Below are 610 nucleotides of genomic sequence, written 5' to 3' on the forward strand. Positions count from 1 at the left end.
AGGGCGTCACCGCTATCAACGAAGGCTGCAACGTGCTGGGCTTCGGCTTTATGGATAAAGAAGAGCTGGGCGAGCGGCTGGTAGAAGCCTGGAAAAAGAAATACGGCGCATAAGTATGAAAGAGCAATTCACCACCACGGTGAGGGTTGCCGGCAAAGGCGAAAGCAAATCACGGGCCTTCGCCGATGCCCTGAACCATGTGCAGGCTGCGGTGATGAAATCATCCTCGCGCATCCTACTGCGTATTGAGCCACAGGACGTGACGGTTGTTCATGCGCGCGAAGCGGTACGAAAAGAGGCGTTTCTGTTCTTCTTTTTGCGCCGTGAACGACGGACCTACAGCGTGGAGCTGGACGTCACCGTCAACGTGACCGCCATCGATCTCGATAAAGTGGATTTCGTCACGCAAACCTGATTGTTAGCATAAGGTCTGACTATGTTCCTGATAATTTTAATAAAATCGCTTATCATCGGCGGCCTGGTCGGCGTCGGCGTGGGCGCCGGAGCGGCACGCATGTTTCATGCCCCCACCACGCAGGGGATGGGGGCGTTTCGAACCCTGGGCGAGCTGAATTCCTGTGAGGGCGATCCGGCCTCCCACTTCTCCTTT

General features: G+C 55.7%; 3 protein-coding genes. All 3 read left to right on the forward strand.

Annotated features, from left to right (window positions below; translation table 11 throughout):
- Positions 1 to 14: 14 nt before the first annotated feature.
- A complete protein-coding gene (locus HHU12_RS34540; RefSeq protein WP_394353233.1) occupies positions 15 to 113 on the forward strand; it encodes an SFCGS family glycine-rich protein in 99 nt (32 codons plus the stop codon).
- A 2-nt stretch (positions 114 to 115) separates the two neighbouring features.
- On the forward strand, positions 116 to 415 hold the full coding sequence (locus HHU12_RS34545) for a DUF4312 family protein (protein ID WP_002886896.1): 300 nt from the start codon (positions 116 to 118) through the stop codon (positions 413 to 415).
- Between the two features lie 99 nt (positions 416 to 514).
- Positions 515 to 610, forward strand: a 96-nt coding sequence (locus HHU12_RS36055) for a DUF4311 domain-containing protein (RefSeq protein ID WP_262889458.1), incomplete at its 3' end; no start/stop codon positions are given.

Origin of the sequence: Flammeovirga aprica JL-4, from assembly GCF_012844305.1 — a bacterium.
GTDB lineage: Bacteria > Bacteroidota > Bacteroidia > Cytophagales > Flammeovirgaceae > Flammeovirga > Flammeovirga aprica.

What these genes read in the sequence shown, in the direction of transcription:
- HHU12_RS34545 (WP_002886896.1), top strand. Translation starts at nt 116, where the DNA reads ATGAAAGAGCAATTCACCACCACGGTGAGGGTTGCCGGCAAAGGCGAA.